This window comes from Streptomyces odontomachicola, from assembly GCF_039605595.1.
Classification (GTDB): domain Bacteria; phylum Actinomycetota; class Actinomycetes; order Streptomycetales; family Streptomycetaceae; genus Streptomyces.
Map to the genome: position 1 here is coordinate 552,593 of NZ_JBCFOK010000002.1, position 23,293 is coordinate 575,885.

Annotated in this window: 23 protein-coding genes and 1 pseudogene; 12 read left to right on the forward strand and 12 right to left on the reverse strand. The window is 73.2% G+C overall.

The window, feature by feature from the left end; translation table 11 throughout:
- Nucleotides 1-76: 76 nt before the first annotated feature.
- Together wecB and ABEE00_RS05235 are read left to right on the forward strand one after the other, a co-directional pair.
- On the forward strand, nucleotides 77-1,537 hold the full coding sequence (wecB, locus tag ABEE00_RS05230; protein WP_345744029.1) for a non-hydrolyzing UDP-N-acetylglucosamine 2-epimerase: 1,461 nt from the start codon (nucleotides 77-79) through the stop codon (nucleotides 1,535-1,537).
- A 16-nt stretch (nucleotides 1,538-1,553) separates the two neighbouring features.
- On the forward strand, nucleotides 1,554-2,975 hold the full coding sequence (locus ABEE00_RS05235; protein WP_345744030.1) for a glycosyltransferase: 1,422 nt from the start codon (nucleotides 1,554-1,556) through the stop codon (nucleotides 2,973-2,975).
- 49 nt (nucleotides 2,976-3,024) lie between these two features.
- Here ABEE00_RS05235 and ABEE00_RS05240 read toward each other — a convergent pair whose 3' ends face one another.
- Entirely contained in the window at nucleotides 3,025-3,915 is an 891-nt protein-coding gene (locus ABEE00_RS05240) for a hypothetical protein (protein WP_345744031.1), read from the reverse strand.
- Nucleotides 3,916-4,060: 145 nt separating this feature from the next.
- On the opposite strand from ABEE00_RS05240, the gene ABEE00_RS05245 reads away from it, so the two are divergent.
- Nucleotides 4,061-4,534: a bestrophin-like domain gene (locus ABEE00_RS05245; RefSeq protein WP_345744032.1), complete on the forward strand. Its 474-nt coding sequence runs from the start codon at nucleotides 4,061-4,063 to the stop codon at nucleotides 4,532-4,534.
- 25 nt (nucleotides 4,535-4,559) lie between these two features.
- Here the strand turns inward: ABEE00_RS05245 and ABEE00_RS05250 are convergent, their stop codons facing one another.
- The gene (locus ABEE00_RS05250; RefSeq protein ID WP_345744033.1) at nucleotides 4,560-4,970 is read right to left on the reverse strand and encodes a hypothetical protein; all 411 of its coding nucleotides are present in this window, start codon (nucleotides 4,968-4,970) and stop codon (nucleotides 4,560-4,562) included.
- Between the two features lie 102 nt (nucleotides 4,971-5,072).
- Nucleotides 5,073-6,413, reverse strand: a complete 1,341-nt coding sequence (locus ABEE00_RS05255; protein ID WP_345744034.1) for a rhamnogalacturonan acetylesterase — start codon at nucleotides 6,411-6,413, stop codon at nucleotides 5,073-5,075.
- A 388-nt stretch (nucleotides 6,414-6,801) separates the two neighbouring features.
- Between ABEE00_RS05255 and ABEE00_RS05260 the strand changes: the two genes are divergently transcribed.
- Entirely contained in the window at nucleotides 6,802-7,767 is a 966-nt protein-coding gene (locus ABEE00_RS05260; RefSeq protein WP_345744035.1) for a glycoside hydrolase family 16 protein, read from the forward strand.
- A 64-nt stretch (nucleotides 7,768-7,831) separates the two neighbouring features.
- Nucleotides 7,832-8,368 carry a GNAT family N-acetyltransferase gene (locus tag ABEE00_RS05265; protein WP_345744036.1) on the forward strand — a complete coding sequence of 179 codons (537 nt, stop codon included), beginning with the start codon at nucleotides 7,832-7,834 and terminating at the stop codon, nucleotides 8,366-8,368.
- 118 nt (nucleotides 8,369-8,486) lie between these two features.
- Here ABEE00_RS05265 and ABEE00_RS05270 read toward each other — a convergent pair whose 3' ends face one another.
- From ABEE00_RS05270 to ABEE00_RS05280, 3 genes are all read right to left on the reverse strand, one after another.
- On the reverse strand, nucleotides 8,487-8,978 hold the full coding sequence (locus ABEE00_RS05270; protein WP_345744037.1) for an SSI family serine proteinase inhibitor: 492 nt from the start codon (nucleotides 8,976-8,978) through the stop codon (nucleotides 8,487-8,489).
- Nucleotides 8,979-9,087: 109 nt separating this feature from the next.
- Nucleotides 9,088-9,465, reverse strand: coding sequence for a hypothetical protein (locus ABEE00_RS05275; RefSeq protein WP_345744038.1), 378 nt, complete (start codon nucleotides 9,463-9,465; stop codon nucleotides 9,088-9,090).
- Nucleotides 9,462-10,028, reverse strand: coding sequence for a GbsR/MarR family transcriptional regulator (locus ABEE00_RS05280; protein WP_345744039.1), 567 nt, complete (start codon nucleotides 10,026-10,028; stop codon nucleotides 9,462-9,464). Before ABEE00_RS05280 ends, ABEE00_RS05275 begins: the two co-directional genes overlap by 4 nt.
- A 134-nt stretch (nucleotides 10,029-10,162) precedes the next feature.
- Here ABEE00_RS05280 and ABEE00_RS05285 point away from each other — a divergent pair, with 134 nt between their 5' ends.
- A complete protein-coding gene (locus ABEE00_RS05285; RefSeq protein ID WP_345744040.1) occupies nucleotides 10,163-11,725 on the forward strand; it encodes a GMC family oxidoreductase in 1,563 nt (520 codons plus the stop codon).
- A 28-nt stretch (nucleotides 11,726-11,753) separates the two neighbouring features.
- On the opposite strand, the gene ABEE00_RS05290 is transcribed toward ABEE00_RS05285, so the two are convergent.
- Nucleotides 11,754-12,404: a response regulator transcription factor gene (locus ABEE00_RS05290; protein ID WP_345744041.1), complete on the reverse strand. Its 651-nt coding sequence runs from the start codon at nucleotides 12,402-12,404 to the stop codon at nucleotides 11,754-11,756.
- Nucleotides 12,401-13,666, reverse strand: a complete 1,266-nt coding sequence (locus ABEE00_RS05295) for a sensor histidine kinase (RefSeq protein WP_345744042.1) — start codon at nucleotides 13,664-13,666, stop codon at nucleotides 12,401-12,403. The genes ABEE00_RS05290 and ABEE00_RS05295 overlap by 4 nt, the downstream gene beginning before the upstream one ends.
- A 133-nt stretch (nucleotides 13,667-13,799) precedes the next feature.
- On the opposite strand from ABEE00_RS05295, the gene ABEE00_RS05300 reads away from it, so the two are divergent.
- Nucleotides 13,800-14,558 (forward strand): class I SAM-dependent methyltransferase, encoded by a 759-nt coding sequence (locus tag ABEE00_RS05300; protein ID WP_451918496.1) that lies wholly within the window; start codon nucleotides 13,800-13,802, stop codon nucleotides 14,556-14,558.
- The gene (locus tag ABEE00_RS05305; protein WP_345744043.1) at nucleotides 14,555-15,235 is read left to right on the forward strand and encodes a DedA family protein; all 681 of its coding nucleotides are present in this window, start codon (nucleotides 14,555-14,557) and stop codon (nucleotides 15,233-15,235) included. The genes ABEE00_RS05300 and ABEE00_RS05305 overlap by 4 nt, the downstream gene beginning before the upstream one ends.
- A 49-nt stretch (nucleotides 15,236-15,284) precedes the next feature.
- Here ABEE00_RS05305 and ABEE00_RS05310 read toward each other — a convergent pair whose 3' ends face one another.
- Together ABEE00_RS05310 and ABEE00_RS05315 are read right to left on the reverse strand one after the other, a co-directional pair.
- Nucleotides 15,285-16,496 (reverse strand): NADH:flavin oxidoreductase, encoded by a 1,212-nt coding sequence (locus tag ABEE00_RS05310; protein WP_345744044.1) that lies wholly within the window; start codon nucleotides 16,494-16,496, stop codon nucleotides 15,285-15,287.
- 49 nt (nucleotides 16,497-16,545) lie between these two features.
- The gene (locus tag ABEE00_RS05315; protein WP_345744045.1) at nucleotides 16,546-17,412 is read right to left on the reverse strand and encodes an SDR family oxidoreductase; all 867 of its coding nucleotides are present in this window, start codon (nucleotides 17,410-17,412) and stop codon (nucleotides 16,546-16,548) included.
- Between the two features lie 182 nt (nucleotides 17,413-17,594).
- On the opposite strand from ABEE00_RS05315, the gene ABEE00_RS05320 reads away from it, so the two are divergent.
- Entirely contained in the window at nucleotides 17,595-18,215 is a 621-nt protein-coding gene (locus tag ABEE00_RS05320; RefSeq protein WP_345744046.1) for a TetR/AcrR family transcriptional regulator, read from the forward strand.
- Nucleotides 18,216-18,245: 30 nt separating this feature from the next.
- On the opposite strand, the gene ABEE00_RS05325 is transcribed toward ABEE00_RS05320, so the two are convergent.
- Complete coding sequence (locus ABEE00_RS05325) at nucleotides 18,246-18,968, reverse strand: hypothetical protein (RefSeq protein WP_345744047.1); 723 nt, start codon at nucleotides 18,966-18,968, stop codon at nucleotides 18,246-18,248.
- A 389-nt stretch (nucleotides 18,969-19,357) separates the two neighbouring features.
- On the opposite strand from ABEE00_RS05325, the gene ABEE00_RS05330 reads away from it, so the two are divergent.
- Nucleotides 19,358-19,804 (forward strand): hypothetical protein, encoded by a 447-nt coding sequence (locus tag ABEE00_RS05330; protein ID WP_345744048.1) that lies wholly within the window; start codon nucleotides 19,358-19,360, stop codon nucleotides 19,802-19,804.
- Nucleotides 19,805-19,912: 108 nt separating this feature from the next.
- On the opposite strand, the pseudogene ABEE00_RS05335 reads toward ABEE00_RS05330, so the two are convergent.
- Nucleotides 19,913-20,145: pseudogene (locus tag ABEE00_RS05335) on the reverse strand (acetoacetate decarboxylase family protein); the annotation flags it as partial.
- A gap of 332 nt (nucleotides 20,146-20,477) precedes the next feature.
- Here ABEE00_RS05335 and ABEE00_RS05340 point away from each other — a divergent pair.
- Both ABEE00_RS05340 and ABEE00_RS05345 read left to right on the forward strand, forming a co-directional pair.
- Nucleotides 20,478-21,491 carry a hypothetical protein gene (locus ABEE00_RS05340; protein WP_345744049.1) on the forward strand — a complete coding sequence of 338 codons (1,014 nt, stop codon included), beginning with the start codon at nucleotides 20,478-20,480 and terminating at the stop codon, nucleotides 21,489-21,491.
- 290 nt (nucleotides 21,492-21,781) lie between these two features.
- Nucleotides 21,782-22,204 (forward strand): hypothetical protein, encoded by a 423-nt coding sequence (locus ABEE00_RS05345; RefSeq protein WP_345744050.1) that lies wholly within the window; start codon nucleotides 21,782-21,784, stop codon nucleotides 22,202-22,204.
- Nucleotides 22,205-23,293: the final 1,089 nt, after the last annotated feature.

Here is a 23,293-nt window from a genome sequence, read left to right on the forward strand (position 1 = left end):
GCCGACGACGCCCGTGCTCCGCATCACCACCTGCCACGTACTGCCCACGGCAGCCAGCACCACCTCAGGAGCACCCGTGCCCCTTCGCAGCCACCAGAGCACGACCCTCGACCGCGGTACGAGCCTTGAACGCGGCACGACCGCCGATCACGGCGTGACCGTTGACCGCGGTGCGACCGCCGACCGCGGTGCGACCGCCGACCGCGGTGCGACCGCCGAGCACGGTGCGACCGCCGAGCACGGCGTGACCGTTGACCGCGGCACGACCGCCGATCACGGCGTGACCGCCGACCGCAGTGTGATCGCCCGCCACGGCGTGACCGCAGACCGCAGCGTGACCGTTCACGCCGACACGCCCCCGCGCGGCGACACGCCCCTTCACGGGACCCCGCAACACGACAGCCCCCAACACGCCGCACTCGCACCCCGCTCCGTCGCCGTCGTCTGCGGTACGCGGCCCGAGCTGATCAAACTCGCGCCGCTGGTACGGCTGCTGGGCCCGGCGGCCCAGGTGCTGCACACGGGGCAGCACTACGACGAGGAGCTGTCGGGGCGGTTCCTGGAGGAACTGGGGCTGCCCGAGCCGGTGTTCCTGGAGGGCGTCGGGGGACGCGCACGCGCCGGGCAGCTCGCCGCGGCGCTCGACCAGCTCGACGCGCTCTTCCTGGACGAGCCGCCGCGCGCCGTCGTCGTGCACGGCGACACCAACGCGGCGCTTGCCGGCGCGCTCGCGGCCAACAGCCGCGGCATCCCGCTGGTCCACGTCGAGGCCGGGCTGCGCAGCCACGACCGGCTGATGCCCGAGGAGCACAACCGCGTGCTCATCGACCGGCTCGCCGACCTGCTGTGCGCGGCGACCGAGGACAATCGGCGCAACCTGCTCCAGGAAGGCATCCCGGACTCCCGCATCGCCGTCACCGGCAACACCATCGTGGAAGCCCTCGACGGCGCGCTGCCCGGCGCGAAGGACCGCGCACGGACGCTGGCCCGGCATGGCCTGACCGCTGACGGCTACGTCCTCGCCACCGTCCACCGCCCCGAGAACACGGACGAGCCCGCCGCGCTCGGCGCGCTCCTCACCGAGCTGGACGCCCTCGCCGGCGACGGCACTCCCGTGGTGCTGCCGCTGCACCCCCGTACACGGGCGCGCATCGCCGACGCCGGGCTGATGCCGCTGCTCGCGCGGCTGCAGGTGACGGACCCGCTGGGTTACGGGGAGTTCCTGGCCCTCGCCCGGCACGCGGCGCTGCTCGTCTCCGACTCCGGCGGCGTACAGGAGGAGACCACCGTGCTCAAGCGGCCGCTGATCGTGGTGCGGCGCTCCACCGAGCGCCCGGAGGCCGTGCCGTTCGCCCAGCTCACCGAGCCGGGGCCGGAGTTGGGACGGCTCGCGCGCGCCCGGCTCGCGGCCGACGCCTGCGTGCTGGAACACCTCGCGGCGCTGCCCAGCCCCTTCGGGGACGGCGAGGCGTCGCGCCGCATCGTCGCGGGGATCGCCCGCCTCGCCACCCGCTCCCCGCACACCGTGGCGGCCTGACATGACGATGCCGACCATGACGATGCCGACCTTGAGCTGGCCGCTGCTCGTGCCCGCGCTGCTGCTGGTGTGCTTCCTGCTGTACTGGGCCGGTTCGCGGTACGCGCTGGCGCGCCGTGCCACCGGCGTACCGCGCGAGGCGGGCGAACCCGGCGCCTTCGACTGGCACTTCTTCGTGCCCTGCCGGGACGAGGAGGCCGTGGTGGGCACCACGGTGCACCGGCTGCGCACGGACTTCCCCGCGGCGCACGTGTGGGTCACCGACGACGCGAGCGAGGACCGCACCGCGGAGATCGTCGAGCGGCTGGCCCACGACGATCCGCGCGTCCACCTCGTACGACGTCGCCTCCCGCACGCCCGCACCGGCAAGGGCGCCGCGCTGAACGCCACGTACGAGGCGCTGAACCGGCACCTGCCGGAGGGCGCCGACCGCTCCCGGGTGATCGTCTGCGTCATGGACGCTGACGGCCAGCTCGCCGGGGACGCTCCGGAGCAGGTGAGCGGGGACGGCGGCTTCGGCGATCCGGAGATCGGCGGGGTGCAGATCACCGTGCGGATGCGCAATGTCGAGGACACGCGCCCGGTGCCGGGCGCTGGACGCGTACGCAACGCCTTCGCGCGGCTCCTGGTGCGCATGCAGGACATCGAATTCGCGGTGTGCAACGCGGGAATGCAGCTGCTGCGCGCCCGCACGGGGTCCGTCGGGCTGGGCGGGAACGGGCAGTTCACCCGGCTCTCCGCGCTCGACGCGGTGGCCGCCGCCGAACGCCACCCCTGGAACGGGCGCGCCCTGCTGGAGGATTACGAGCTGAGCCTGCACATGACCCTCAACGGCCACCGCGTCGCGCACAACCCGCACACCTGGGTCAGCCAGGAGGGCCTGCCCTACCCGCGCCGGCACCTGACCCAGCGCTCCCGCTGGGCGCAGGGCAACTTCCAGTGCATGCGCTACGCCCCGCGCATCGTCTCCTCCCGCCACTACCGGGGCCGCGGCGTCCTGGAGACCCTCTACACCTTCCTCCAGCCCTTCGCGCACCTCGCGATGCTGGTGTGGTGCGGGCTGCTCTTCGCCGGGCTCGCCTCCGAGGCCGTGCACCACGGGAGCGCGGGACACCGCGAACACCTCCTGGCCACCTGGCCGTTCCTCCTCGCGCTGGCCGCGGTGTCCGTCGTCCCGTTCCTGCTGTGGGGCCTCGCCTACCGCCGCGAGTACGCCTCCGACCGCGCCCGCGCCACGGGGCTGCTGTGGGGCATGGCGCTGTGGCTGTACGCGTACCACCTGTTCCCCGCGTCGGCCCGCGGGATCACCCGCATCCTGCGCGGCCGCAACGGCTGGGCGAAGACGCGCAGGAACGCGGAGGCGGAGAGCGGTGCGGACGCGGAGAGCGGTACGGAGACGGAGAGCGGTGCGGAGGCGGCGGCTCGCACCGCGGCGTAGCGGCGCGGGAGTCGACCTCCCGGCCCCGTCCTCTCTTCCGGCCGCCGGCTCAGCCTCCGCTCCGGCAGCGCTGCCACTGCCGGACGATGTCGTACAGCCAGTAGGCGACCGCGGCGAACACCAGCCAGGTCCAGAAGGACGACAGGTCGGGGTGCAGGATCGCGTCCGCTCCCGCGACCAGCACCACCGGCAGGAAGAGGACCGAGGACCGCAGGTCGCGCAGGGTGGCGCGGTGGGGTCGCCCCGGCCCGTCGGCCAGCCGGAGCGCGTGCCGGTGCACGGGACCGAACCGCTCGTACGCCCCGCCGCCCGCGGCCGCCACGTGTCCGCGCGCCTCCTCCACTCGGGTACGCGCCTGTACGGGTCTCAGTCCATGGCGGCCGCGCAGGAGGCCGTACAGGCGGCGCAGCCACGCCTCGTCGTCCCGTCGCAGGGCCCGCTCATCGCCCTCGAACCACCGGTCCGCGGTCGCCGACGGGAGCTTCCACGCCGCCGCGGCGAGCAGCAGGGCCACGGCGCCCGCGATCGGCGCGGGGCAGGTGAACAGCGCGTGCTGGGGCAGCGTCGTGATCGCGAGGGCGGCGCAGGGGATCGCCAGCACGATCGCGCCGACGCACGCCCGCGCGCCGCCGAGCCGCCCGGCGGAGCGCAGGGCGAGGGCCGTGCCGGCCAGCAGCGTGCCCGTGAGGATGAGGAGCGTGGCCGTCGTGGCGGCCCAATTGACCGGTAACCAGGGGCCTTTGCGCAACCAGGCGAACCCGGTCAGGAGCACCCCGCTGATCCCCACGGTCGCCGCGCCGCGTTTGAACCATTCTCCCGGGGTGCTGTCCTGGAGGTCCCGTCTGCTGCGGTGTTCCTCGCCGAACTGCGCGGCCCGTTCCGCCCGTTCCGGGGTCGTCTCGACGGCGAAGTCCGGTGCCTTCTCTTGTGCGGTGCTCATCGCTCTCGTCTTGTTCACTCGTCAATCTCCGTTATTCCGGACTCCATTCTAGTGCTGGGCGCACGAGGCTCTGCTCGCGCTGCTGCTGGTCTGTGTTCTCCGACGCACTCCGCCACCGAAGGAATTCAACGGACTCACGGGTCGAATGTCCCGGCAACTGCTTGTGTACGACGAGAGGTTCCGGCTTCTGCGCCGTCGCTTGCTCGGCGACAACGCCGAACCCTTGACCGTGCGTGACCTGGTCGAACCCGTCCGTATGGCCGTGGAAGCTGACAAGGACCGTTCGGATGCCAGAAGGAACCGGCTTTCCCAGCCGACGCCCGCCATTCCCGACGCCATTTACTGGTTCATGCTCATCACGCTGGCCGTCGCGGTCCTGGCGCTCGCCTTCTGCCTTCCCTATCGCGGTGGCGGTACCGAAATCGTCACGCTCCTCGTCGTCACCGCCCTGATGACCGCGTCACTGCTCATCATCCGCGACGTCGACCGCCCCTTCGGCGGTGCCATCACGGTGAACGCCACCTCCATGAGCGTCACCGAGAAGGACATCTCCGCGGACTTCGCCTCCACGTACGGAAAGGGGAAACTCCCCTGCGACGCACAGGGCCGCGCCGCCTGACCGGCTGAGCGCGAGCCCGATCTCTTCAGCGCATGCTGCGGAAGTTCTCCGCCGGGACCCGTACGGATTCGCCCGAGGTGAAGGCGACGGTCACGCCGTCGGGCTGCCAGCGGACATCGCGGATGTGCGGCTCGGCGGAGCCGAAGTGGAGTTCCACGGGGTAGTAGTAGTCCTCCGCGCCGGGGCCGAGCCGCAGCTCGTAGCGTGTGCCCGTCAGTTCGGAGATCCGCATCAGGTACAGGTCGCTGGACCGCCGCGCACCCCCGGACTCGTAGGTCACCCCCGACGCCCCTGACGTCTCCTTGTGCAGCACGTCCCTGCTCAGGGCGATGGACTGGCCGGCGAAGAAGAGCACGGCCGCCAGCAGCGCGAGCAGCACCACGGCGCAGGTGAGAAGGGTGACGGCGGGCGAGAACCGGCGTATGCGGGTGGACACGGCGGGCGGACTCCCTGAGAGTTGCGGGTGATCGGTGACCGGCCCACTCCTACCAGGCGAACCCCGCCCGCCGCGCGCCCCGTTGGCGCAATGCCCCACCTGTCAGGCGGCGGGCAGGATGTCGACCGCGCCGAGATGCCCCGTACGTCCGGAGATCCGCAGGTCCAGGCGCCCGTCGGCGACCTTCACGCCGGTGAAGGTGCGCACCGCCGCCTTGCCGCGCGCCGCGTCCAGCCGGCCCGGTGCCCCGCCCTCCACGGCCACCGAGGTGTGCACGGCGCCGGCAGCATCGGCGGCCTGCACTCGGACGTCGTACCGCCCCTTCGGAACCCGCGCGTGGAATCCGTACGCGACGCCGTGCCCGAGCGCGTGCCCGGACGGTGGCCCGGACGCGTGCCCGGACGTGTGCTCAGACCCGCGCCCGACCCCGTGCCCCGCCCCGCGCCCGGCGACGAAGTCCCGCCGCAGCGCGTTCAGTCCGGACCGCGGCCCGCGATCGCGCGCCGTGAGGCGCCCCGCGCCGCTGAGCCCGTAGCCGCGGGCCGCGGTGTACGGGGTGCGGTCCGTGACCGGGGTGTACGAGGAGGCGGTGGGGGAGCCGCGCGGCCCGAAGTCGTACACCGCCGAGACCGTGGGCCGCACGTACCGGGCCAGTTGAGGCACCCGTTCCCGCAGGTCGCGCGCGAGGAGGCGGGCCATGTGGAGGGCGCCGTACGCCTGGAAGTGGGTGCGGTCGGCGACCCCGTCGGGGCGGCCGGGGTACTGGCCCGGCCTGGTGTAGAGGAACACGTCCTTCGCCGCCTCGGCGCCGAGCGAGTCCAGGTAGCGGCGGCTGCTCGACCCCAGGTCGACCAGCGGAACGTGCTCCTCCCTCGCCACTTCGGCCGCCTTGTCCGCGTACGCAGCGAAGGCGCGGCGGAAACGGCCCGTCGCCGGGTCGACGTCGCGCTGCGAGACCGGCGTGATCACGACGGGGGTCGCGCCGCGCCGCTCGGCGCCGCGGATGTACGCGGTGCGCAGCAGCTCCTTGTACTGCTCCGGCGTCGTGTGCCGCTCCGGCGGGTCCGCCAGGGAGTCGTTGTGCCCGAACTGCACGAGCAGGACGTCGCCCGGACGGATGCGCTCCAGGATCGTCCGCAGCCGCCCCTCGTCGACGAAGGAGCGCGAACTGCGGCCGCCCATGGCGTGGTTGGCCACCCTGACCCGGGGCGAGAGGTAGCGCCCGAGCATCTGGCCCCAGCCGGCCTGCGGCGCGTAGTCGGCGGTGTAGGTCTGCGCGGTCGAGTCGCTCGCGATGTAGACGGTGGGTGCCTGGGCGCCGTGCGCCTCGGCGGCGTACGCGGCGCTCCCCGCCGGGGCAGGGAGCGTCGCGGCCAGTCCGGCGGCGAGCACGCTGAGCAGGTGGCGGACGCGTCGTCTTCGCCCGCGCAGGGGTCGTGTCATGACTGCATGATCACCCGCATGCGGCGGGAGCGCCGGATGAGCTGGGCCGGAGGGCGGGACGCGCGGGTACGCCGAGGTCGTGATCGCGCGCGGGCCCGGCACAGCGCGGCACCGCACGCACCGCCGCCCGGGCGCGATGATGCCCGGCGATCCCTCCGTACGCCATGGCCCGTACGCAAGCGTCCGGACGCACGGCCGGGCGTCGGGCGGAGACCTCCGGCCCCGCGTGCGGGAGCCCGCGACGGGTGACCCCGCGCGCCCTGGCGATCAGCGGGCGGCTGCGGCAACGATGCGGCGTCCCTGTCCCGTACGGCGCGCCCGGACCGCGGCCACGCGGCTCCGCACCGGCGCGCGTCCCGCCGGAAGGCACCTCAGCGGAAGGCACCTCATGGGTTCACACGCGGCCGACGTACCCCGGCGCCGGCGGCTGCTCGCCGCCGTGCTCGGCCTCCTCCTCCCCGCAGGACTCCTCGCCGCCGCCCTGCTGTACGCCACCTCGGCACCCGGAGCCGAGGGCACGGCGGAGGCCGAGGCCGAGCCCGGGGCGCGGACACAGGCGCAGGCGCAGGCCGGCTGCCGTTCCGCCTCCGCGTACCTGCCGCGCGGGGACTGCGGCCCGTTCCGGCAGGTGCTCGCGGAGGACTTCAACGGCGACCGTGTACGGCTCGGCGGCTTCAGCGGCTGCGACCACGCGGCGGAGACCAGGGCCGCGTACTGCTCGGGCCTGAGCGGCGAGTACCGGCGTAACTGGTGGGCCTATCCCGCGGGTTGGCGCGATACGGCGAACGACCGCGGCCGCGAGGTCACCGGCGTCTACCACCCCGAGGACACGGTGAGCGTCGGCCCCGCGTCCGACGGCGACGGGCGCATGCGCATCCGCATGTGGCGCCCGCGCGACGGAGGCCCGGTGCACGCCTCGGCGGTGGTGCCGCGCGCGGTGATGCAGACGAAGTACGGCAAGTACAGCGCCCGCATCAAGGTCACCGAGCTCAGCCCGGGCTACAAGTCGGCCTGGCTGCACTACGGCGGCGGCTGCGAGATGGACTACCCGGAGGGGGAGTGGACGGGGCAGCTCACCGCCTTCCACCACCCCTGCGGCGGCGGCAGGCAGGGCTACTTCCCGGCGAGCGTCGACTGGACCCGCTGGCACACGGTCACCACCGAGTGGACGCCCGGACATGTGCGCTTCCTCCTGGACGGGCGCCAGATAGGACACGACACGCGCGACGTGCCCGACCGCCCGCTCTCCTGGGTCCTCCAGAACGAGAGCGCCCTCGAGGGCCCCGTCGCCGCCCCGGGCAGCAGCGCCCAGTTGGAGATCACCTGGATCGCCGCGTACGTGTACGGGAGGTGAGCGGTACGGGGTCGGGGCCGGGCCAAGCGGTGCGCTGCGGGCGCGTGTTGGCGATCATGTGCGGATGACCGAGAACACCTCGCCCGCCGCGCCGCCGGTGCAGCGGCTCCCGCACTACACGAAGGCCGACCAGGCGGAGATCCTCGGCGACGGCGACGACCCCTTCGGCGTCGCCGGAACCGGTATCGCCTTCCAGCCCAAGGACGAGCACTTCGGCATCAGGGCCGACGGCAGGCTCGTGGCCCACGCAGGCCTGCTGCGGCTGCCCGTCCGCGTCGGCGACACCCGTACGGAGGTGGTCGGCGTCGGCGGGGTGGCCGTCGCACCCGACATGCAGGGCCGGGGCCTGGCGCGACGGGTGGTCGGCGCCGCGCTGGAGCACGCACGCACGATGGGGCCGCGGCACGCCCTGCTGTTCTGCCGCGCGCCCCTCGTACCCCTGTACCGGCGCCTCGGCTGGCACCCGCTGGACACGGACGTCCTCGTCGAACAGCCCCCGGCCCGGGTGGTGACCATGCCGCTGCACACCATGATCACGCCGCTGCACGCGGAGGCGCGCTGGCCCGCGGGCGCGGTACGGCTGCTCGGGCGGCCGATGTGAGGCGGGGTGCGCGGCCATCAGCGGCGCGGCGTCCAGCAACCGGCTTCACCGGCACCTCACGAGCGAGCCGATCACGCGCCGAAGCCACCGCGCACGCCGCGCACAACGCGTCCAGCCCTCACAGCGCGGTCCGACCCCCGATCTTGGGGAGGAGCGGTACGGCGCGGTCCCAGCGCTCCATCTCGCAGCCGTTGGAGCGGTCGTAGTCGGCGTTGACCGGGCGGCCGCGCCAGGTGCCCTCCACGTGCGCGGTGGCCGGACCGCCGTAGATCATCGGGCAGTCGGCGTCCGGCGACACCGGCGCGAAGGTGTCCTTGCCCCAGGTGGTCACCTCGTCCAGACCGTCGCATGCGCCCTTGGCCTCGGGGTGGTTGCCGCCCGTCGGATGGCACTCCAGCACGAAGGTGCCGTCGCGGCCCGGCACCCCGGAGTCGGCGACGGTGACCACGAGCCGGTCGCCGCTCACGGGATGTGCGGGCAGGTCGCCCCGTACGGAGGCCGAGGCGAGCGGCGCGGCCGCGACCAGGGCGCCGGAGACGGCGGAGGCGGCGGCGCAGGCGGTCAACGCGGTGGCGGCGCCGGGGAGTCGGGAGAGCGTGCGGAACGGCATGGGGGGCTCCGGATGAGGGGCGGATCTTGGTCATGCGCACGCCTGCGCGCACGCGCTCCCTCTAACGCGCAGGCCGGTGCGACGTCACGCGTACGGCCGAAAAGCGCCCCTACGCCGTGTCCTCGGGCTCGGCCGTCCGCACCCCCGTACAGGAGACGATCTCCTCGTGCCCCTCGGTGAGGAAGAGGACGAAGTGCCAGCTCCGGTCCTCGGCGGTGATCTGCCCGAGGGAGACCGGGAGGCGGTGCGCGTCCAGCCGGTTCACCGCGTCTTCGAGGCCGAGGGTGCGCTGTCCCGTACGGCGGGTGTGCCGGAGCCGGCGCCCGTAGATCCTGGCCAGGTGCCGGGCCGGGACGGCACCCTCCCAGACGGCGAAGTTCCCGGTGTCGCCGAGCGCTTCGCGCGCCGCCTCGGCGGCCCGGGTGCCGTTTCCGGCCAGCAGCCGGTCGAGCTCCGAGCGGTCCATGCCGCCGCCGTGCGCCGTCACCGGGCACCACCGTCCGCTTCCCGGTCCGGCTCGCCCCCGGTGTACTCGCTCAGCACCCCGTCCAGCCGCGTGGCCAGGAACGCGTAGAACTCGTGCATCGCGGTGAGCCGCTCCCGCTGCGTGGCGGTGAGGCGGGCTGTGCCCCGGGCGCCGGCGGCGAGTTCGCGCAGGCGGACGGTGGAGTCGACCATGTGCTGGAGGCACCCCGCCCAGGCGTCCCCGCGCCACTCGTACACGAAGTGCCGCCGCCCCGGCTCCTTGCGGCGCTCCACCGTGCCGCTCGCGATGAGCAGCCGCGTCATCTCCGAGACGGAACCCTTGCTCGCGCCGAGCCGCTCCTGGAGCTGCCCCAGGGTGAGCGCCCCTTCGCTGAGCAACAGCACGGCCGCCACCCGCCCCGCCATCCGCGGCCAGCTCATGGCCCGGCCGATGTGCAGCCCGAACTCCTCCACGAGCGCGGGGTGTTCACCCGCGGCCCGCTCGCGGATTCCGCCCTGGCCCGGCCCGTCGTCCGCCCTGCCGTCCGCGGTGTCGTCCGCCGCATCGCCCGTCCTCCGGGACACCGGCCACCTCCTTGCTCACCGGGAACTGAACGTTCATTCTTGACTGAACGCAGCGCCCGGGCGGAGAGTACCAACTCCGGGACCACGGGCGGCAGATCGCACCCTCGGCGTACCCCGGGGCGGGAGGCAGCGCGGTGGCGAACGGCGGTTGGGACCTCATCGTGGTCGGCGCGGGCTCTGCGGGCGCGGCGCTCGCGGCGCGCTCGGCGGAACGCGGCAGACGCGTCCTCCTGCTGGAGGCCGGGCCCGACTACCGCGCGGCGCACACGCCAGAGGTGCTGCGCTCGCCCAACCCGGGCGTCGCACTCGGCGATCCCGGCGCCATCGACGGACTGCTCTGGCCGGGGCTCGACTCCTCGCGCACCGACAGCCAGGAGCAGGCGCTGTACTGGCGCGGCCGGGGCGCGGGAGGCAGCTCCACGGTCAACGGCCAGATCGCGATCCGGCCTCCGATGACGGACTACGCGGAGTGGGCGGCGGCCGGGTGCACGGGCTGGTCGCCGGACGAGGTGCTGCCGTACTTCGCGAAGCTGGAGGACGACGAGGAGTACGGCGACGAGCCCTACCACGGCCGCGGCGGCCCCACCCCCATCCACCGCATGCCGCAGGACGCGTGGGGCGGCGTGGACACGGCGCTCTCCCGCGCGGCCCTCGCCGCCGGCTTCGGCTGGGCGGGAGACGTCAACGCGCCCGCCACCACGGGCGTTTCGCCCTACCCGATCAACTCCCGTGCGGGACGCCGGGTCTCGGTGAACGACGGCTATCTGGAGCCCGCGCGGGACCTGGACACCCTCACCGTACGAGGGGACGCGCTGGTCGACCGGGTGCTGTTCGCCGGGGACCGGGCCGTGGGGGTCCGACTGCGGTGCGGCGGGCGGGAGACGAGCGAGTACGCCGACACCGTGGTGCTCAGCGCCGGGGTGATCCACTCCCCGGCGGTCCTGCTGCGCTCGGGCATCGGCCCCGCAGGGCATCTGCGCGCGCTCGGCATCGGCGTACGCCAGGACCTGCCGGTGGGGGAGGGGATGCAGGACCACCCGATAGCGCTGGTGTCGATCCCCCTCGTGGAGGACGCGGCGGTGCAGTCGCCGCACGACCGGCACACCAACGTCTGTGTGCGCTGGACCAGTTCGTCCGGCGCCCGCGAGAACGACCTGATGTGCGTGTCCATGAACCAGAACGTGCTGTCCATGGCCGCCGCCTCCACCGCCCGCCACTTCGGCGCCTACGGCGTGTGGCTCAACCGGAACGACTCGCGGGGCACCCTGACCCTCACCTCTCCCGACCCCGAGCGGCACCCGCTGGTGCGCGAGCGGATGCTCTCCGACGAGCGCGACCTGGCGACCCTGCGCGAAGGGGTGCGCGCGCTGGTGGACCTGGCCCGGCGCCCGGAGACCGCGGAGATCACCCAGGGGGAGCTGAAGGACGTGAACGGCGACCTCTTCGCCGCGCTGGACAGCGACCGGGCGCTCGACGCGTACCTGCTGAGCACGGTGGTGGACTCGCAGCACGGGACCAGCACGTGCCGGATGGGGGCGCCGGACGACCCCGCGACGGTGGTCGACCCGGAGTGCCGCGTCCTGGGCACGGAGGGCCTGCACGTCGTGGACGCCTCCGTCTTCCCCTCCGTACCCAGGGCGAACACGAATCTGGCCACCATCATGGCGGGCGAGCTGATGGCGGACCGGCTGGCGTGAGGGCGGGGCCCGTGGATCTTCTGAAGGCTCAGCCCGTGATGCCCGCGTCCCGCGCCAGGAGCGCCGCCTGTACGCGGTTGCCCGCCTCTAACGCCGTGAGGATGCGGCTCACATGGGCCTTCACGGTGCTCTCCCGCATGCCGAGCTGCGCCGCGATGTCCGCGTTGGTGTCGCCGCGCGCGAGCAGGGCCAGCACTTCGCGTTCGCGGGGCGTGAGCCCCTCGATGCGGGAGCGGGCCGCGGCGGCCCCGGGGCGCCCCGCGTCGTGGTAGCGGTCGATCAGGCGCCGGGCCGCGGCCGGGTGCAGCATGGCCGAGCCGGTCGCGACGAGGTGGACGGCGCGCAGGATCTCGGCGGGCTCGGTGTCCTTGAGGAGGAAGCCGTCGGCACCGGCGGTGAGCGAGTCGTAGACGTATTCGTCCAGGTCGAAGGTGGTGAGCGTGACCACCCGGGGCGGGCTGGGCAGCGCGCGGAGCCGGGCGGTGGCGGCGATGCCGTCCATGCGGGGCATGCGCACGTCGACGAGGGCGACGTCGACGCGGTGCGCGGTGGCGAGTTCGAGCGCGTGCAGGCCGTCGGACGCCTGCGCGACGACCTCGATGCCCTCGTCGCCGTCGAGGAGATCGGCGAGACCGAGGCGTACCAGGGCGTCATCGTCGACGATCATGGCGCGGATCATGTGCGGGAGCCGTTCCGTTCCTCGTGGGCTTCGTGGCCTTCGTGGGCTTCGTCTTCGTGGTCTTCGTGTGCGGGGCTTGCGGTGAACCGGGCGTGCTGGTCCGCGTGTTCCGGGTGGGGGATACGCGCGTGGAGGCGCCAGCCGGCCGAGTCGTGCGGCCCGGCGTGGAGTTCGCCGCCGAGCGCCTGTACGCGCTCCCGCAGGCCGACCAGGCCGAAGCCGGAGGTGCCGCCCTCGACGCCGGAGGCGCCGGGCCCGTTGGTGACCTCGACCGTGGTGGCGGGCGGCCGGTGGTCGAGCCGGACGGTCACCGCGGCGCCCTCGGCGTGCTTGCGGGCGTTGGTCAGCCCCTCCTGTACGAGGCGGTAGACGGCCAACCGGTGTGTGGCCGGGGCCTGTTCGGGCCGCCCCTCCGCGTCCAGCTCGACCTCCTGGTGGGCCTTCCGCGCCTGGTCGATGAGCTCCTGCACATCGCGCAGGACCGGCGCGTGCGCCGTACCCGCGCCCGCCTCCGTACCGGACTCGGCCTCCGTGCCCCGCTCGGCCGAGGCGGAGGCGTGCAGCGCGCCGAGCACGTCGCGCAGGTCGGACAGCGCCTCGGTGGAGGTCGTACGCAGCAGGGCCAGGCGCTCGGCGACGGGCTCGGGCAGCTGGTCGGCCTTGGTGGCCAGCACCCCGCTGTGCAGGGCGATCAGGCTCAGGCGGTGGGCGAGCACGTCGTGCATCTCGGCGGCGATGCGTGAGCGCTCCGCCGCGCGGGCCGCCTCCTCGCGCAGCTCCCGCTCGACGCGCAGCCGCTCGACCTGGGCGTTCAGGAGCTTCACCAGGCGCTGCCTGTTGCCCAGCCACAGCCCGCTGAGCACGGCCAGGAGCAGGAAGAGGGTGGGCCCGTACTGCTGGGGCCGCCACAGCGAGTCCGACTGGTTCTGCCACGAGGAGTTCGCCGTCATCACGACGGCCACGCTCACCACCGCCCACACCGGTCGGCGGTGTGCCGCCAGGTCGAAGAGGGCGACGAGCAGCAGCGGCACCATCGGCCAGCCCCACACGCCGGTCGCCACCGTGGCCAGCGCCGGCGCGACCAGCCAGTGCAGCCGTCCTGTCAGCAGGGCGGCACCGCACGCCAGCGCCAGCGCGGTGCGCGCGGTCAGGTATGCGCCGCCGGCGCTGACGGACGCGTTCTGGATGGCCATGCACGTCAGCACCAGCACCAGTCCGTGCCGCCCGTAGGCCGTCCACGGAAGATCTCTTCTCCACCTCACCCCACGATCCTAGGCATGCGGCCTGCGCTTTCTCCCCCGACGAAGTGCCGCCCCGCACCCCCGACTTTCGTAGGGGGAGAGCGCGGCAGAAGGGCCGATTCCGCGGCGCCGCGCGCTTTCTAGCGTCTTCGGCATGGATCACAGGACCGCCCCGTACGCCCCGCCGCCCGCCTCCCGCCCCGCGCGCCGCACCACCGCGACCTGGGCCTTCTTCCGCGAGGCCGCCCGCGACATGCGCACCACCGGCGCCGTCGCGCCGAGCGGCGCCGCGCTGGCCCGCGCGCTGAGCGCCCCGCTGCGCGCGTCGCCGCACCGGCCTCCGGACGGCCCGCTCACCGTGCTCGAGGCCGGCGCCGGAACGGGCGCGGTGACCGGCACCCTCCTCGACCTCCTCCCACCGGGCGGCAGCCTGGACGTCGCCGAGGCGAACCCGCGCTTCGCCGAGCGCCTGCGCGCGCTGGTGGACGAGCATCCGCGCTGGTCGGAGGCGGGTGACGGGGTGCGTGTGCATGCCCGGCTGGTGGAGGAGATGCCGGTCGACCATGATCACGGTCATGGCTACGACGTGATCGTCTCCGGGCTGCCGTTCGCGAATTTCGCTCCGGCCGAGGTTGAGGTGATCATGGGTCGGTATCTCGAACTGCTGCGCCCTGGAGGCACGTTGACGTATTTCGCGTATCTCGGCACGCGCCGGGCCCGCGCTCTGCTGGCCTCCGGGGAGGAGCTGCGCAGGCACCATGCGGTGGAGGAGGTCCTGGCGGGTTACCGGGAGCGGTACGCGACCGGCTTCCGGAACGTGTGGCCCAACCTCCCTCCGGCCAGGGTGTGGGAGCTGCGGCGCCCGGCGGCCGGGGTTCCGCTCACGCCGTGCGCGGTGGGGGCCGCCCGGTGAACGTGGTCCCCGACGTCCTGGCCCATGTGCCGCCCTCCGGTGCGTATGCGCTGGTGGCGGTGGCGGTGCTGGCCGAGTCGGTGCTGCTGGTCGGCGCGTTCGTGCCCACGCTGACGCTGTTGCTGACCGCGGGCGGGCTGGCGCGGACCGGGCAGCTCAGCCTCGCGGGGCTGATCGCGACGGCCGCGTGCGCGGTGGTGGCGGGCGACCTGCTGGGGCACCGCACGGGCAGGGTGCTGGGGGTGCGGGTGCGCACCGGGCGGCTCGGGCGCCGGCTGCCCGCGCCGGTGTGGCGGCGCGCGGAGGTGCTGATGGAGCGCCGTGGGGGACAGGCGGTCTTCCTGGGTCGCTTCCTCCCGGTGATCCGCACCGTCACGCCCCACCTGGCCGGTGCGGCCCGCCTGCCCTACCGCCGCATCGCGCCCTACAGCCTCGCGGCCGCCGGGCTGTGGGCCGCGGCCGAGGTGGGCACGGGGTACGCGGCGGCCGCTTCGTTCCAGCAGGTCCTGGCCGCGGGCGGTCCGGCGCTGGCGGCGGGTGTCGCGGCCGTGGCGTCCGCGGCGGTGGCCTGCGCGAGGGCGTACGGGCGGCGGCGCGCGGCGTCGGCGCGCACCGCGGCAGTCCAGGAGACCGCGGCGCAATCCGTTGAGGCTCCCTCCTTGCGCGAGAGGGTGTGACTCCCGGCGTGAGAGGCTGTCACTCCCGGAACTGGAGCTCGCCCCGCCTCTAGGGAGTGTCGTCGGCGAGCACGCACCGCGTACCGCTGTAGATGGTCGGCATGCACTTGTTGCAGTGGATGCACAGCGAACGCGCCCCGGGGTCGCGTTCCATGCGCTGTACGAGGTCGGGCTCGCGCAGCAGGGCCCGGCCCATGGCCAGGAAGTCGAAGCCCTCGGCGAGGCCGAGTTCGGCGGTCTCGCGGCGGGAGATCCCGCCGAGGAGGACCAGCGGCAGGTCCAGCGCCGCGCGGAACTGCCGGGCGCTGTCGAGCAGGTACGCCTCCTCGTACGGGTAGCTGCGCAGGAACCGCCCGCCCGCGGCCCGCACCCCCAGGCGCAGCGCCGGGCTGCGCATCGCCGCGGCGAACTCCCGCAGCGGTGCCTCGCCGCGGAAGAGGTACATCGGGTTGAGCAGCGAACTCCCCGCGGTGAGCTCCAGCGCGTCCACGCTCCCGTCGGCCTCCAGCCAGCGGGCCACGCGCAGGCTCTCGTCCAGCCACAGGCCGCCGGGCACCCCGTCGTCCATGTTGAGCTTGGCCAGCACCGCGATCCGGTCGCCGACCGCCTCGCGCACCGCGCGCGCCGCGTCCCTGGCCACGCGTGCGCGGGCCTCCAGCGAGCCCCCGTACGCGTCCGTGCGCCTGTTCAGCCGCGGGCTCAGGAAGGAGCTGGCGAAGTAGTTGTGCCCGAGGTGGATCTCCACCGCGTCGAACCCGGCCTCCACCGCCAGCCGCGCCGCCCGACCGTGCGCCGCCGTGATCCGCGCGATGTCGGCGCCGCTCGCCCGCCGCACCCGCCCCATGGCCTGCGGGCTCAACAGCGCCGAAGGCCCCAGCGACGGCCGCCGGTTGGAGCGCGGGTCGGCGACCGGGCCCGCATGGCCGATCTGCGCGGAGGCCGCCGCACCCTCCGCGTGCACGGCGTCGGTGAGCCGCCGCAGCCCGGGCAGGATCTCCGGCCGCATCCAGAGCTGATGCCGCTCGGTGCGGCCCTCGGGCGCGACAGCGCAGTAGGCCACGGTCGTCATCGCCGTCCCGCCCGCCGCGTGCCGCCGGTGGAACTCGACGAGCCCGTCACTGACCTGGGAGTTCCGCGTCATCCCCTCGAACGTGGCCGCCTTGAGGAACCGGTTGCGCAGCGTCAGCGGCCCCAGCCGCGCCGGTCCGAAGAGCGCGGGGGAGGGGAGCGGGCCGTTCCCGGATGCGGAAGTGCTGGTCACGTGCGCCTCCAGAGGGGTGGGGCCGGTACGGGGCGAGCGCGCCCTTGTGTCAGGCGCGCAGGGGAGTCGGCTGCGCGTCGGGCCGCATCGCCGCCTCCGTACCGCCGTCCACGCACAGCACCGAGCCGGTGGTGAAGCGCGCCTCGGGCCGCAGGAACTGCTCGACCCAGAACGCGATGTCCTCGGGCCGCCCGAAGGTCCCCAGCGGCATGGGCGTGGGGAAGGAGCCGGGATCCAGCTCCTCCTCGGTCCCGTCGGCCGCGGTCGACCCGATCATCAGCGGCGTGAGCACCGCGCCCGGCGCGATCGCGTTGAGCAGGGTCCCCGTACGGGCCCAGGGCGCGGTGACCGCGGTGCCCCGCACCCAGCGGGCCAGCGCGAACTTGGAGCTCGCGTACGCGGAGACGCTCGGAGCGATCGCCAACTGCTCGGAAGGCAGCACACGTTCGGCCTCGCGCGCCGCCTGGACCGCGTGCTTGCGCGCCGCCGCCTCGTCGCCGCCACGGTCGCCGTCGCCGTCGAGGAGGAGGTCCACCAGCGCCTCGTCGATGAGGGGGACGGTGGTCGCCGAGTTCGAGGTGATGGCCACGGCGCGGCCCGTGCCCGAGTGCTCCAGCGCCGGCCGCAGACCCTCCAACACCTGCACCGTGCCGTAGTAGTTGATGGCGACGACCGCGCCCGCGTCGGGCAGCGAGGGCCCCACGCCCGCGACGGCCGCCACGCCGTCGAGGGTTCCGCCGCAGAGCGAGAGGACCTGCTCGACCGCGTACCGGCGCCCCTCGGCCGTCCCCAGATCGGCCGTCACCTCGGCCTCGCGCAGGTCCACCCCGATGACCTCGTGCCCGGCGGCGCGGAGCCGCTCGGCACTGGCCGCGCCCATGCCCGAGGCCGTTCCCGTGATGGCGAAGGTGCCCACGATGCTGCTCTCCTCCCGCGCTGCGGCCGGTCCCTGACGGGTCGTCAGCGGCCGCGCCAAGCGTAGGCCAATCACTGATTGAACGATAGGAGAGCGCACAGGTCGGAGCGCGCGGGGCCTCGCGGCTGGAAGGCGGCCGGGAGGCGGCGGGAGCCCGGACGCTGCCGTGGTGCAATGTCGCCATGACCCACCCGGACGCGCCCGCACGCGAACGCCTCCTCGCCGCCGCCAAGCGCCTGTTCCTGGACAAGGGCGCCGACCAGGTCTCACTGCGCGCGGTCAACGCCGAGGCCGGCCTCAACCCGGGCGCGGTCCACTACCACTTCGGCTCCCGCGACGGCCTGGTCTCCGCCCTCCTGGAACAAGAGCTCCAGCCGCTGTGGGCACACTGCATGCGCGACCTGTTCGCCACACCCGGCTCCGAGCCCGCCGTACGCGACCTCGTGACCGCCCTGGTCGAACCCTTCGCCGAACTCACCGCCACCCGCGACGGCCGGATGCTCTGCCACCTCCTCGCCCGCGGCGCCCTGCCCACGGGCCAACTCCCCAACGTCTCCACCCTCTTCGGCCCCGCACCCTTCGAGGTGCTGATCGGCCGCGCCCTGCCCCGCCTGACCCCGCAGGAGGTCACCGAGCGCTGCCGCCTGGCCTTCACCCTGGTCATGGAAACGTACGGGCGCCCCACGGCGAAGACCCCGCTGGAGCCCACGCCGTTCCCCGAGACGCGCACCGTGATCGCGTTCGTCACGGCGGGCCTGACGGCCGACTCGGTGGCATCTTCGGTGGCTTCTTCGACGACGTGAACATCCCCCCTGGCCACGGGCGGTGGGCGTTCAGGGCTTGGTCTCCTGGAGCCGCACGCCCCACGCCTCCGCCGCGCCCTCCAGCAGCTCGTACGGCAGGCCCTCGGGCCAGGACTGCTGGAGCGCGGTACGCGCGTTCTGCAGCCGCTCGCACACGATCAGGCTCACCGGATGCCGCACGAGGCGGTAACGCGGCCTGCCCGCAAGGGAACTGCGAGGCCCGTAGTTGCCGTAGAACTGCTCCAGCCGCCCCCGTCTTCGCACCGCGAACGCCTTGAGCGCCGCCGGATACCGCGTCAGCGACTCGCCCGCCAGCGCCCCGAGCGCGGCCCGCATCAACGCGCCGGTCAGCTCCTTCTCCGCACCCGGCGTCCCGCTCCCGGTGAGAGAGGCGAAGAGGTGCTCCGCGGTGCCCAGGATGCTGTGCGCCTCGACGCCGAGTTCGGAGGTGTCGTAGGCCGGTTCCGCCACCGCCGCCGTGACCCGTTCCTCACCGCTGTCGCCGTCCTTGCTGCCCGGCCCGGTGGCGATGGTGATGAGATGCACGTCGAGCGCGTCGGCGTGTGCCTCCAGGGCCTGGGCCAGCGCCTGGACCGTGTCCGCGTCGTACGGCCCGGACCCGGTGCCTTCCTCGCTCTCGGTCCAATAGCGCGCGAGGGAGCGCAGGGTGTCGGTGACGTACCCGGCCGGCACGTACAGCCGCCCTTCCGTCCCTCGCCGGACCTCGGGGAACGGTATGTGCGACTGCTCCATGTACGGCCTCCTTGTGTAGATGTCCCCCGGAAGAGTAGCCGGGCCCCGAACCACTCAACACACCTCTCCCCGCAGGCCACATCCTTGGCCTGGCGGAAAAGCGGCCACTGCGCCTCCATTCGGTCCGGGGCGATAGCCAGTTGGTGATGTGCGTTGCCAGCGCGGGGTGACTGCGTCGCCAGTGGCGAGTCCCCGCCAGGTACCCCCGCGGCGGCCCCGCATGCGGCAGGCTCGAAATCACCCGCCCGAGGCCCCTCCGTACGGAGCGGGCGGGCTCCCTCACTCCCGCCCCGGTGTGCCGAGTCCCCGCCGGGGCGGGGACGTACGGCTCAACTCCGCGTTGTCCCTGGTCCGTTGGGTTGTCAGTGCCGGCGGCTAGCGTGCTGGGTATGGATGAGCAGACGGTGCGGCGGTTGCGCGCACGCCTCGCATGGACCGTGCCCGAGCTCGGCGCCCGCCCTGGCTCTCTGGGCACGGGGCGCCGCGCGGCGGAGATGCTGCGCTTCCTCGCGGACGGCGCCCGCAGCACCGCACCGGCCGACGCCTCGGGGGAGGCGGAGGCGCATGCGCGTTCGTGGGTGGCGGGGTGGTTTCTGGACAGAGCCGCGGAGGCGGTGGAGTGCGGGGACTGGGAAGCGGGGGTGCGCTTCGCGCAGGCAGCCCGCACCGGTTGGCACTGCCGCGTCACCCCTGCCCGCTGTCTGGCAGGGCCAGAGCTCCGCCGCGCCATGGCCTGCTACAGCGCCCCCGGACGCGCCGCCGAGGACAGCTCGATGTGCGGAGAGACCGAGCCGTTGCCGCCTACGCCGATGACGGAGGAGCGAATACGCCCGTGACGTGGGATTCGCTGCCGTCGAATGAGCGGGCCGGGGAGCGCTGGGGGTAGGGCTTGCGGCGATGCCCCGATGAGGGGGTACGGGCACGCGCGCAGCGGCCGTGCGGTCTTATGCGGCGAGGTAGTCGTGGACGGGCCGCATCGGGGCCAAGGTCAGGTCGGTGATGATGTGGCTGGCCGAGACGATCTCTTCTACGGGGAGGTCGGCCAGGGGTGCCATGACGTGCTCGAGGAGTTGGACGCGGGCGGGCCGTCCCAGGCGCCCTTGATGGTGATGTCGGTGATCTGGGTGCGGACCAGGTCGCAGGTACGCAGTCCGCCACCGTAGCCAGGGATGACCTTCCGCACGGAGGACGAACACCGCTGGTTCCTGGTTTCCATGGAGCTCACCGGACTTCCGGCGATGCGCTGCAGGGCAGCCGCCTGGGCGCGGGTCGGCGTCGCCCGCGGTGGACGCGGACCCGGTGCGCCGGTGATCGCTAGGGTCGCCTGCCCCGATTGCTGTTCTCAGCCGCCCGCCTGGCCCCGGCGGGCGGCGAGGTCCCACACTGCTGACCCCGCCGTGCGGGACGGCCTGCGCTGTCTTTTAGATTCGCTGCATGGCCTTTAGTGACAGCCCTGACTTCCCTGCCGGTCCGGAGAGTGACATATCCTCACCGGGTGAGCCGGTACGCGTGTTTGCCCAGCCTGCCGGTCTGAAGTCCAAGCTGGTCCGCCAGCACTATGAAGAAACCATTCTGCGGCCGGTGATCTTCGACGATCACGCCGATCTCCTCGCCCCGCATGTGCGCCAGGCTCTGCACCGTCTCTTCCCCGGCGGGCGCGCGCCGCTGTGGGGCGTCACCCCCGGCCTCGGCGATGCCAATTGGCCGAAGATCCGCAGGATGCGGGCCGGTGACGTCGTCTTCTTCAGCGGCAGCAAGAAGCTGTACCTCGTCGGCACCATCGCGCTGGCGTGGCACAACCCGCAGCTGGCCGAGCGGCTGTGGCAGCGGGACGCGCGGACCGGCCAGACCTGGGAGTACATGTACGCCCTCACCGGTGTGCGCGGCATCGATGTCCCCATGGACGAGGTGCGCACCCTCCTGAACTGGAACCGGCAGCGCAACATCATGGGCTTCTCCGCTCTTAAGGAGAATGAGGGCGAACTCCTGCGCACTCTCGTCGACTTCGACCCCGAAACTCCCCACGCTGGAGCGGAGGGTGCAGTGCCGCCGCCCGCTGATGCCGGGACCGCGCCCTCCGCTCCCTCCGATGGAAAGACCTATACCGCCACGGCACGGGCCGAACAGGCCAGGCTCAAGAACTACCTGCTGCCCGGCACCGAGGGTGAGTGTGCCCTGTGCGGACGTCTCCTCCCGCGCCCCTTCCTCGTCGCCGCGCACATCAAGAAACGCCAGGCCTGCAGTGAGGCGGAGCGCTGGGACGTGGGCAACATCGCCATGCTCGCCTGCCTGCTGGGCTGCGACAGCCTCTACGAACACGGCCTGATCACTGTCAGCGCCCACGGCCACCTCCAAGTCAGCCCCCTGGCACGCACCACTCCCGCGGTGGCCCGGCACATCGACACCCACCTCGACGGACGCAGCATCACCTGGTGGAATCCGCGCCGCGAGCCCTACTACGCCTGGCACCGCACCCACACCTTCCAAACCGGAGCCCCTACCCCCGCCGACGTCACCGCCTAGCCGCCCCGTCGGCGCATTGGAAGTCTCCCGCGGCATGGGCAGCCGGATTCCCCCCCCCGGCGGCGCGGAACCCGTGTGCAGCGGGCCAGTACCTGTTCCCTGCGTGTGTGGGGGCGGGCCCAAGTTGAAAGCGCAGTCTGTGAGGGCCACTTGGTGCTTTCCGCGGGTGGAGGGAATGGGTTTGCGGGGTTCTTCAGAGCCTGCGCGGTGTCTTCTGTCCCTGGAGTGTGTGGGGGTGGTCCCGGAAAATCTGAGGACCTGCTGGGAAAGGTGCGTGCCAGAATTGGGCTGTGATCGACATCGATGAGTTCATGGCTGGCTGTCGGCCAAGTATCCGGGCGCTGGTGGAGCAGTTCGGCGGCGGCGAGGCGGCGCTCGCGTTCGACGCTGACCCGCTAAGCGCGGTCGGTGTCCTGGACGACTATGTGCAGCGGCTGCCGGTCGGCGAGTTCGAGGTGGAGGACTGGATTACGCTGCACAGTGACCTGCTCGCGTTCGTGATGGTGGTGTTGCAGGAGACATATGGAGGCATCTGCCGGGCACGGCTGGATGGCAGTCTGCCGACAGGTTGGGAGCCGGTGGTCGACGTTGTCGGGCCGGATGCCTCGCACCGTGTGATCGCACCGACGCCTCTGGTTCGCGAGCACCTGGTGCCGGTTCCGCAGAGGGTTCCTCGCCTGGTGGAAGCTGTGGCCCGCCGCGCGGCAGGTTGAGTCGGCGGCGGGGAATCCCGGTCTTCCTCGCTCGGCCTTCTCATGCTCAGCAGCCTTGTGAGCAGAGTTCAAGTACACGTTCTGGGGCCGGTGTCGGACGGCATGCTGTTCCTCGCGTGGGGGATTGGGGCCTGTGCCTGGCGGTCGGCGGCGTGTGCAGTGGCTGCTCCTCACTCGCGCGGGGATGGCCCCCACTGGTCTGCGACGGGCTGCGTGCTGCCCTCCTGCTCCTCGCACGCGCGGGGATGGTCCCTACGCCGACCTCTACGTGAGGCGCAACGACTACTGTTCCCTGCTCGCGCGGGGATGGTTCCCAGCCGGCATTCAGGTCGACCTTGGCGGTGGTCTGCTCCCCGCGCGTGCGGGGATGGACCCGAGTGGGACATGACGCCGCAGGACGCGAACGCCTGTTCCCCACACGCGTGGGGATGGTCCCTCCTCGCGGTCGCCGTAACCGGAGTAGTCGTTCTGCTCCCCACGCACGTGGGGATGGGCCCTCGCCGGCCTCGACGTACCGGCCCGAGGTGCGCTGTTCCTCGCGCGCGTGGGGATGGACCCCTCCGCGAGGCTCTGCACACCATCGGCCACCCCCTGCTCCTCGCGTCCGTGGGGATGGACCCGTCACTTCCACTGAGGCGGGATGGCTCATGCCCTGCTCTCAGCGTGCGCGGGGACGGGCCCACCGCGCGTGGCGGTAGAGAACATCGCCAGCTGCTCCCCGCACTCGCGGGGATGGCCCCAGCTGTTTCGTCGGGTTCGAGTGCGTCAACTGCTGTTCCCCGCAGGTGCGGGGATGGGCCCCTGGGGCGCGGGCTCGCCGTCGTGGACGAGCTCCTGTTCCCTGCGCGTGTGGGGATGGACCCCAGACAACCGAGCCCACCGCGGCCGACGCCATCTGCTCCTCGCGTGTGCGGGGATGGACCCACCAGCGCTGTGGGGATGACCATGCGCGCGGCCTGCTCCCCGTACGTGCGGGGGTGGACCCCCAGGAGTGGAGGGGCAGCAGCCCAGGGTCTCCTCTGCTCCTTGCGTGTGCGGGGAGGGGCTCCTGGCTGCCGACTCTCTGTTGGTCGTGGCCTCCTGTTCCTT

Bases quoted from the DNA above. Each gene is read 5' to 3' on its own strand.
- ABEE00_RS05235 (WP_345744030.1), top strand. From the start codon at position 1,554: ATGACGATGCCGACCTTGAGCTGGCCGCTGCTCGTGCCCGCGCTGCTG.
- ABEE00_RS05240 (WP_345744031.1), bottom strand. From the start codon at position 3,915: ATGAGCACCGCACAAGAGAAGGCACCGGACTTCGCCGTCGAGACGACC.
- ABEE00_RS05245 (WP_345744032.1), top strand. From the start codon at position 4,061: ATGTCCCGGCAACTGCTTGTGTACGACGAGAGGTTCCGGCTTCTGCGC.
- ABEE00_RS05255 (WP_345744034.1), bottom strand. From the start codon at position 6,413: ATGACACGACCCCTGCGCGGGCGAAGACGACGCGTCCGCCACCTGCTC.
- ABEE00_RS05260 (WP_345744035.1), top strand. From the start codon at position 6,802: ATGGGTTCACACGCGGCCGACGTACCCCGGCGCCGGCGGCTGCTCGCC.
- ABEE00_RS05265 (WP_345744036.1), top strand. From the start codon at position 7,832: ATGACCGAGAACACCTCGCCCGCCGCGCCGCCGGTGCAGCGGCTCCCG.
- ABEE00_RS05270 (WP_345744037.1), bottom strand. From the start codon at position 8,978: ATGCCGTTCCGCACGCTCTCCCGACTCCCCGGCGCCGCCACCGCGTTG.
- ABEE00_RS05290 (WP_345744041.1), bottom strand. From the start codon at position 12,404: ATGATCCGCGCCATGATCGTCGACGATGACGCCCTGGTACGCCTCGGT.
- ABEE00_RS05300 (WP_451918496.1), top strand. From the start codon at position 13,800: ATGGATCACAGGACCGCCCCGTACGCCCCGCCGCCCGCCTCCCGCCCC.
- ABEE00_RS05320 (WP_345744046.1), top strand. From the start codon at position 17,595: ATGACCCACCCGGACGCGCCCGCACGCGAACGCCTCCTCGCCGCCGCC.
- ABEE00_RS05325 (WP_345744047.1), bottom strand. From the start codon at position 18,968: ATGGAGCAGTCGCACATACCGTTCCCCGAGGTCCGGCGAGGGACGGAA.
- ABEE00_RS05330 (WP_345744048.1), top strand. From the start codon at position 19,358: ATGGATGAGCAGACGGTGCGGCGGTTGCGCGCACGCCTCGCATGGACC.